The organism is Thiomonas sp. TH-17 (genome assembly GCF_057473305.1).
Map to the genome: position 1 here is coordinate 23,365 of NZ_JBYCKI010000313.1, position 7,471 is coordinate 30,835.

Sequence of the window (7,471 nt, forward strand, 5' to 3'; positions counted from 1 at the left end):
GCACAATGCCGTCCTGAATCTGCGGCGCGTCTTGCTGCGCCGCCCCACCCTGCACTGCCATCATGTCCTCCCCTTCTCCTGCAACCGCTTCCGCGCCCAACGCGCTCGACTTCATCCGTTTCGCCGTCGACAGCGGCGTGATCGCCTTTGGCGACTTCACCACCAAGGCGGGGCGGCAATCGCCCTATTTTTTCAACGCCGGTCTGTTCAACGACGGCGCCATGCTGGCGCGGCTGGCGCAGTTTTATGCGCGCGCGCTGCTCGATAGCAGCGTGGCGTTCGACATGCTGTTCGGCCCGGCGTACAAGGGCATTCCGCTCGGCGCGGTGGTCGCGGTGGAACTGGCGCGACTGGGCCGCAATGTGGGCTTCGCCTACAACCGCAAGGAAGCCAAGGATCACGGCGAAGGCGGCAGCACCGTGGGCGCGCCCATCCGCGGCCGGGTGGTCATCGTCGATGACGTCATTTCCGCAGGAACGGCCACAGGCGAATCGGTCCGGCTGATCCGCGCGGCCGGGGCCGAACCCGCGGCCGTGCTCATCGCGCTCGACCGCCAGGAGAAGGCCGCAATTCAGGGCCGCACCCTCGATGTTTCGGCCGTACAGCACGTCAGCCGCGAGTACGGGCTGCCGGTCATTTCCATCGCCAATCTCGACAGCCTGCTCGCCTATCTGGCCGACAGCGGCCACCAAGAGCTGGCGCGCTGGCGGCCCGCGGTGCAGCAGTACCGCGACACTTACGGGGTCTGACAGGGCGCGAACGAAACGCGAACAAATCCGCCATGGCCATCAAGCTGCGCGCGCCGCTCGGCATCTCCTTTTCCGCGCTGCTGTTGTGGAGCTTTGCGCTGGTGGGGCTGCCGCTGCTCATCGGGCTGTCGGTCACGGCGTATCTGTTCGATCAGGTGGCCACGCAGGCGCGCAGCTCGGTGGCCGTGGCGGTGCAGCTCACGCGCACCTCGCGCCAGATCGCCCAAGACATTGACAACCTGCAGCGGGCCAGCGGCCAGTGTCTGGTGTTGCAGGACGCCGCGCTATGCAGCGGCGTGCGGCAGGCGCATGAGGCTTTCGTGCACGATGCCGCGCAACTCCAGGCCATGCCGCTGCCGCCCGACCAGCAGCACACCCTCCGCAGCCTGAACACGCGGGAGGCAGCGCTGTTTTCCGGGGTCATGGCCTCGGGCAAGGTGAAGGATGGCGCCCGGGTGTTCAACGCGCTCAACCCGCAATTCGACGCCATGCGCCTGTCGGCCGACAGGCTGATCAACCACAGCAACGGCCTGGTCGATGCGCTGGAAGCGCGGCTGCTGCAGGTCTCCAACCGCGTGTGGTCGGTGCTGGGCTGGCTGGCGCTCGCCAGCGTGAGCCTGTCGGTCTGCCTGGCGCTGCTGTTCTCCTGGCTGCTCAGCCAGCCCTTGCGGCAAATCAAACGCTCCATCCGCCGTCTGGGCGAAGGGCAGCTCGATCAGGCGCCCAGCGTGGCCGGGCCGCGCGATCTGGTCGATCTGGGCGTGCAACTCGACTGGCTGCGCCGCAGGCTGGCCGATCTGGAGGCGCAGAAAATCCAGTTGCTGCGGCATGTGTCGCACGAGCTCAAGACCCCGCTGGCCTCGATGAAAGAGGGCGTGGACTTGCTGGCCGAAGGCGTGCCCGGCCCGCTCAACGCCGAGCAGCAGTCGATCGCCCGCATCATGCGCGGCAATGTGCGCGACCTGCACCACCGCATCGACAGCCTGATCCATTACGACAGCGCGCTGCATCGCCCCGAGCCGCTGCAGATCGGCCCGGTGAAGCTGCGCTTATTGCTGGCCAGTTTGATCCGCCGCAATCACCTCACGCTACGGGCGAAGGGCGTGCATGTGGAGTGCGGCTGTGCTGCGCTACAAGTGCAGGGCGACCGCGCCAAGCTGGAAAGCCTGTTCGAGAACCTGCTGCTCAACGCCATCCGCTTCAGCCCGCAGGGCGGCCGAATCGGGTTTGACGCCAATGCCGTTGAAGGCGGCACCGAAATTTGCATCAGCGATCAGGGGCCCGGCGTGGCGCCGGAAGACCGCGGCCAGTTGTTTCAGCCGTTTTTCCAGGGCCGCAACCAGCCGGCCAGCGCCTTGCGCGGCACCGGGCTCGGTCTGGCGCTGGCGCGGCAATACGCCCAGATGCACGGCGGCACCTTGGAGCTCGCGCCCCACCCCGGCCCCGGCGCGGTGTTTCGTGTGTTTCTCCCAGACAACGCTCAAAATCCGGTATGACCTTGCCTCGCTTACTTCGCCAACGCTTCATTCTTTGCCTCGCGCTGCCGCTCGCGCTGTCGTCCTGCGCCGAGCTGCCGCGTTTTGCTCAAATGACCGCGCCAACCGCCTCCGCCCCGATCCCGACCGATCGCCTCGACGAAGCCACCCTCGGTCGCCTGCTGCGCGACACTCCGCAGACCGCAGGCCCGGCGCTGCAGAGCCAGACGGCGCGGCTGCTGGCGCTGGGCAAGCGGCGCGCGAGCGCCGAACAACTGCAGCTCGCCATGCTGCTGCTGGCGCGCGGCGATGCGGGCGACGCCGAACTCGCACAGAATTTGCTTGAAGGTCTGCGAGCCCGCGCTGACGATGTGCCGATGCGCAACTTCATCACCCTGCTGCAACGCGATGCCGCGCAGCAACTCGCCTTGCAGCAGGCGCAGAAAAACGTCCAGACCCTGCAAAAGCAGATCGATCAGATCAAATCGCTGGAGACCCAGCTCCAGAACCGCAGCCGCTGAGAGCGGTGTGAACGAATCCCCATGCCCACAACCGTTCTTCTGGTGGATGACGACCCCGACCTGCGCCAGTTGCTGGCCATCCGCCTGCGCTCGGCCGGTTACACCCCCGTACTGGCCGCCAGCGGCGCCGAGGCGCTGGGCAGCCTCGCGGCCAGCCGCCCCAGCGTCGTCATTACCGATCTGCGCATGGACGGCATGGACGGGCTGTCGCTGTTCGAGCACATCCGCGCGCAAGACCCCTCGCTGCCGGTCATCATCCTCACGGCCCACGGCACCATTCCCGACGCGGTGGACGCCACGCAGCGCGGGGTATTCGGCTTTCTGACCAAACCCTTCGAAGCCCGCGAGCTGCTCGCCCTACTTGCGCGCGCCGTGGCCTTGCAACCGGCGCAGAACGCCAAACCTTCGCCCAAGGACGAAGCCTGGCGGGCCGACATTCTCACCGCCAGTCCGCGCATGCTCGCGCTGCTGTCCGAAGCCGGGCTGGTGGCGCGCAGCGAGGCCAGCGTGCTCATTCGCGGCGAGTCGGGCACCGGCAAGGAAATGCTGGCCCGCGCCATTCACCGCGCCAGCGCGCGGCAGGCCGGGCCGTTCGTCGCCATCAACTGCGCCGCCATTCCCGAAACCCTGCTCGAATCGGAGCTGTTCGGTCACGCCAAGGGTTCGTTCACCGGCGCCAGCCAGGCGCAGACCGGGCTGTTCCAGCAGGCCAGCGGCGGCACCCTGTTTCTCGACGAGATCGGCGACATGCCGCTGCCGCTGCAGGTCAAGCTGCTGCGCGTGCTGCAAGAGCGCCAGGTGCGCCCGCTGGGCGCGGCGCAGGCGGTCGATGTGGACGTGCGCATCGTCTCCGCCACTCACCGCGATCTCGACGCCGCCATCGTGGAAGGCCATTTTCGCGACGACCTGTATTACCGCCTCAACGTCGTCACCTTGCACCTGCCGCCGCTGCGCGAGCGGCGCGAAGACATCGCCATGCTGGCGCAGCATGCGCTGAAGATTCTCACCCCCCGGCTGCACCGGCGCATCACCGGCTTCACGCCCGACGCGCTCGATCTGCTGCAGCAACAAGACTGGCCCGGCAACGTGCGCCAGCTCATGAACGTGGTCGAGCAGTGCTGCGCGCTGAGCACCACCAGCCGCATACCGGCCACCTCGGTGACACGGGCGCTGCGGCTCAAACCCACCACCCTGCTGCCCTTCGCCGAAGCCCGCGAACAGTTCGAGCGCGACTATCTGGCCCAGTTGCTCAAGATGAGCAACGGCAACGTCGCCCAGGCCGCGCGGCTGGCGCAACGCAACCGCACCGAGTTCTATCGCCTGCTCGGCAAACACCATCTCGACCCGGCGCAATTCAAACCCGCCGCCGAAGAAGCACCGCCGCAGAGCTAGTGCAGTGGTGCACTAGGGCTTGTCGCCCCGTCGCCCATCCGCGACAAAAATCACTCAATAAATCAAGGCGTTGAAAAAACACCGGGCAAGCCGTCGCCGTTGCCCGACGCTTTTCAGGGGCAAGTCGGCCGTTTGTCGCTGATTTGTGTGATTTTTTCCCTCACCCCTCTCTGCAAGCACCCCGGTGGCACAGGGTTTGCACTAGGACTCCGCGCAGATCGCATCCGATCGATCCGCCCCCAACCGGAGAATCCTCATGCACACCCTCCCTTCCCCCGCCAATCCGCAGACCGAACTCGCCCTGGCCCGGTTCCACGCCATGCAGCGCCAGCTGCATGGCCTCGCCGCGCAACTGCGGGCGCTTTACCAGCCCGATCCGCTGGCCCGGCTGCAGCGCCAGCAGGCGCACGACCTCGACCTTCTCCAACGCGAGTTTGACGACAACGCCTTGGGCGCATCCCCGCGCCCGATCCATCCGTCCGGGTCGCGGCGCTGACTCGCCCCTGCCCCCACCTCACCCTGACAGGAGATCCGCCATGTTCACCATCGACTGGTCTGTATTCACCCCTTATTCCGCAGTTGCAGGCGGCGTGTTGATCGGCGCTGCTGCCGGCGCACTGGCGCTGGGCGGCGGCAAGATCGCCGGCATCAGCGGCATTCTGGGCGGCTCGCTCAGCGATGCTCTGGCCGCACGCCGCCCGGCCTCGTGGCGGCTGAGCTTTCTCGTCGGCGTGCTCGCGGCTTCGGTGCTGTGGGCGCTCTCGATGCCCATACCCGGCGCGCAATTCGAAGCGCCCTGGTCGCTGCTGCTCGCAGGCGGCCTGCTGGTGGGTGTGGGCGCGAGGCTGAGTTCGGGCTGCGCCAGCGGCCACGGCGTCTGTGGGCTGGCACGGCTGTCGCGCCGCTCGCTGGCAGCGGTGGCCACTTTCCTCTCCACCGGCATCGTCACCGCCGTGTCGGTTCACGCCCTGCTGTACTGACCCCAAGTTCTCAAGGAGATCCTCATGAACAAGCTCGCGTTTTTCTCCGGCCTGCTGTTCGGCCTGGGCGTACTGCTCTCGGGCATGACCAACCCCGACAAGGTGCTGGGCTTTCTCAATATCGCAGGCGCCTGGGATCCCAGCCTGTTGCTGGTTCTCATCACCGCCGTCGTCGTGGCCTTCGTGCCCATGCAGCTCGCGCAGCGCCGCGGCAAGGCGCTGCTGGGCGACGCCATCGCCTTTCCTGATACCCGCAGCATTACCTCGCGACTGCTGCTGGGCAGTGCGGTGTTCGGTATCGGCTGGGGCATGACCGGGCTGTGCCCCGGCCCGTCGCTGGCCTCACTGGCTTCGCTGCACGCGCCGCAGTGGCTGTTTTTCGCCAGCATGGTGGTCGGCATGGCGGGTTTCGAGCTGTGGCAACGCGCCGCGGCCAACCCAGCGCACTCCGCCGCGCTTCGCTCAAACCGCAAGGCCGCGCCGCTGACGGCTAAACCCTGAAGGAGACTCTCATGACCACGACTTCACCGATGCGTTACCCGCTACGCCCCGCCAGAACCGGGCGGCCGCGCTCCCAGACGCTCCGCCCGGCGCTGCCCGCCGCGCAGGGCAACGCCGACCAGCGCCTGCGCGCGCAGGTGCTGGAGCGGCTGAGCCAGACTTCGCTGCGCCACCTCGGCATTCAGATCGACGTTCAGGAAGGCTTGGTGCGGCTGTGCGGCACTCTGCGCGACCCCAAGCTGCGCACCCATGCGGAATGGCTGGTGTTCACCACGGCAGGGGTGCAGGCGGTATGCAGCGACTGGCAGATCGCCTCCGGCAGGGTCTCGTCCTCGCCGCATTAACCCGCGCGCAATCCTCGAATTCGGCGCCTGCGCGCCGTCCCCAGCGACTTGTCGCGCTCCTCGCACGCCCACCCGTCTGTGCGACGGGTCGGGAGTGTTTTCGCCGCAGCTTTCAGGCTGCGGCGATTTTCTCCCCTCTTCCAGCCCTTCAGGATCATGAAAAAACTTGCGTTCATCTTTGCCAGCCTCGCCGCACCTGCCGCCCAGGCCACCGACGGTTACTTTCAGCCGGGTTACAGCATCAAATCCAACGGCATGGGGGGCGTGGGCATCGCCCTGCCGCAGGATGCGCTGGCCGCAGCCACCAACCCGGCCGGTATGGCGCTGATTGGCAACCGCGTGGACGGCGGGCTGAGCCTGTTCAAACCCGACCGCAGCGTGAGCACCACTGGCAGTCTGGGGGCGGCCATGGGCCCGGCCGCAGGCACGCCGATCACCGGCACCTATTCGGGCAATGACCAGTCGCTGTTTCTCATTCCCGAAATCGGGATGAACTGGATGCTCAATCCCCGCATGGCCGTCGGCATCAGCATGTACGGCAACGGCGGCATGAACAGTGGCTACTCTGAAATTTTTCCGCCCCTGCAAGCGGGCACCGGGGTCGATCTGCAGCAACTTTTCATCTCGCCGTCCTTCGCCATGAAGCTCGACGACAACAACGCCGTGGGCATCGCCCTGAATCTGGTCAAGCAAACTTTCCGCGCCAACGGTCTGAGCAATTTCAAGGCCTATTCGGTTGATCCGGACAAGCTCACCGACAACGGCCACGACAGCTCCACCGGTGTGGGCGTGCGACTGGGCTGGACGGGCACGGTCGCCCCCGGCCTCACTCTGGGCGCCACCTGGCAGCCCGAAACCCGCATGAGCAGCTTCAGCAAATACACCGGACTGTTCGCCGGTGGCGCGCATTTGAATATTCCCGAAACCTACGGCCTGGGCTTCGCCTGGACGCCCGCGCCGCAGTGGACGCTGGCTGGCGACGTGGTGCGCATCAACTACGCCAAGGTCAAGGCCATCGGCAATACCGCCGACTGCTTCTATCAGCAGCAATGCCTGCTCGGCCAGGACAACGGCCCGGCTTTCGGCTGGAAGAACATCACGGTGATCAAGCTCGGCGCGGCCTACCAGTACAGCCCCGACCTGACCCTGCGCGCCGGCTGGAACCACGCCGACAACCCGGTGCAAAGTTCGCAGGTGTTTCTCAACACCATCGCCCCCGCGGTCACCCAAGACCACCTCACCCTCGGCGCCACCTATGCGGTGAGCAAGGACATGGAAGTCTCGGTGGATTACGTCCATGCGCTCGACAACAGCGTGACCGGCCCTCTGCCGCCCGGCTTCGCCACGGCGGGCTCGACGGAAACCGTGCGCATGAACCAGAACACGCTGGGCGTGTCGGTCGGCTGGAAGTTCTAGGGCCTGTTAACGCTATTTATGCACCCGCGTTGCCCCCAGACGGGGATGGATGCAAGGCGGAGGTGCGAGGCAAGGCTGGTCGCCTTGCCTCGC

The 7,471-nt window shown here is 66.7% G+C and carries 9 protein-coding genes; all 9 read left to right on the top strand.

What is annotated here, in order from left to right:
• The first annotated feature begins 62 nt into the window (after window positions 1–62).
• The 9 genes from pyrE to AC2VLV_RS17115 all read left to right on the top strand — a co-directional run bounded on the left by pyrE (window position 63) and on the right by AC2VLV_RS17115 (window position 7,378).
• The gene (pyrE, locus tag AC2VLV_RS17075) at window positions 63–749 is read left to right on the top strand and encodes an orotate phosphoribosyltransferase (protein ID WP_486991103.1); all 687 of its coding nucleotides are present in this window, start codon (window positions 63–65) and stop codon (window positions 747–749) included.
• 32 nt (window positions 750–781) lie between these two features.
• Window positions 782–2,245, top strand: coding sequence for a sensor histidine kinase (locus tag AC2VLV_RS17080; RefSeq protein ID WP_486991104.1), 1,464 nt, complete (start codon window positions 782–784; stop codon window positions 2,243–2,245).
• Complete coding sequence (locus AC2VLV_RS17085; RefSeq protein WP_486991105.1) at window positions 2,242–2,745, top strand: hypothetical protein; 504 nt, start codon at window positions 2,242–2,244, stop codon at window positions 2,743–2,745. The genes AC2VLV_RS17080 and AC2VLV_RS17085 overlap by 4 nt, the downstream gene beginning before the upstream one ends.
• Before the next feature lie 21 nt (window positions 2,746–2,766).
• On the top strand, window positions 2,767–4,137 hold the full coding sequence (locus AC2VLV_RS17090) for a sigma 54-interacting transcriptional regulator (RefSeq protein ID WP_486991106.1): 1,371 nt from the start codon (window positions 2,767–2,769) through the stop codon (window positions 4,135–4,137).
• 256 nt (window positions 4,138–4,393) lie between these two features.
• Window positions 4,394–4,633, top strand: a complete 240-nt coding sequence (locus AC2VLV_RS17095) for a hypothetical protein (protein WP_486991107.1) — start codon at window positions 4,394–4,396, stop codon at window positions 4,631–4,633.
• Between the two features lie 40 nt (window positions 4,634–4,673).
• Window positions 4,674–5,117 carry a YeeE/YedE family protein gene (locus AC2VLV_RS17100; RefSeq protein WP_486991108.1) on the top strand — a complete coding sequence of 148 codons (444 nt, stop codon included), beginning with the start codon at window positions 4,674–4,676 and terminating at the stop codon, window positions 5,115–5,117.
• A 24-nt stretch (window positions 5,118–5,141) separates the two neighbouring features.
• Complete coding sequence (locus tag AC2VLV_RS17105; RefSeq protein WP_486991109.1) at window positions 5,142–5,618, top strand: DUF6691 family protein; 477 nt, start codon at window positions 5,142–5,144, stop codon at window positions 5,616–5,618.
• 11 nt (window positions 5,619–5,629) lie between these two features.
• Window positions 5,630–5,962: a BON domain-containing protein gene (locus AC2VLV_RS17110; protein ID WP_486991110.1), complete on the top strand. Its 333-nt coding sequence runs from the start codon at window positions 5,630–5,632 to the stop codon at window positions 5,960–5,962.
• Between the two features lie 156 nt (window positions 5,963–6,118).
• Entirely contained in the window at window positions 6,119–7,378 is a 1,260-nt protein-coding gene (locus AC2VLV_RS17115; protein WP_486991111.1) for an OmpP1/FadL family transporter, read from the top strand.
• Window positions 7,379–7,471: the final 93 nt, after the last annotated feature.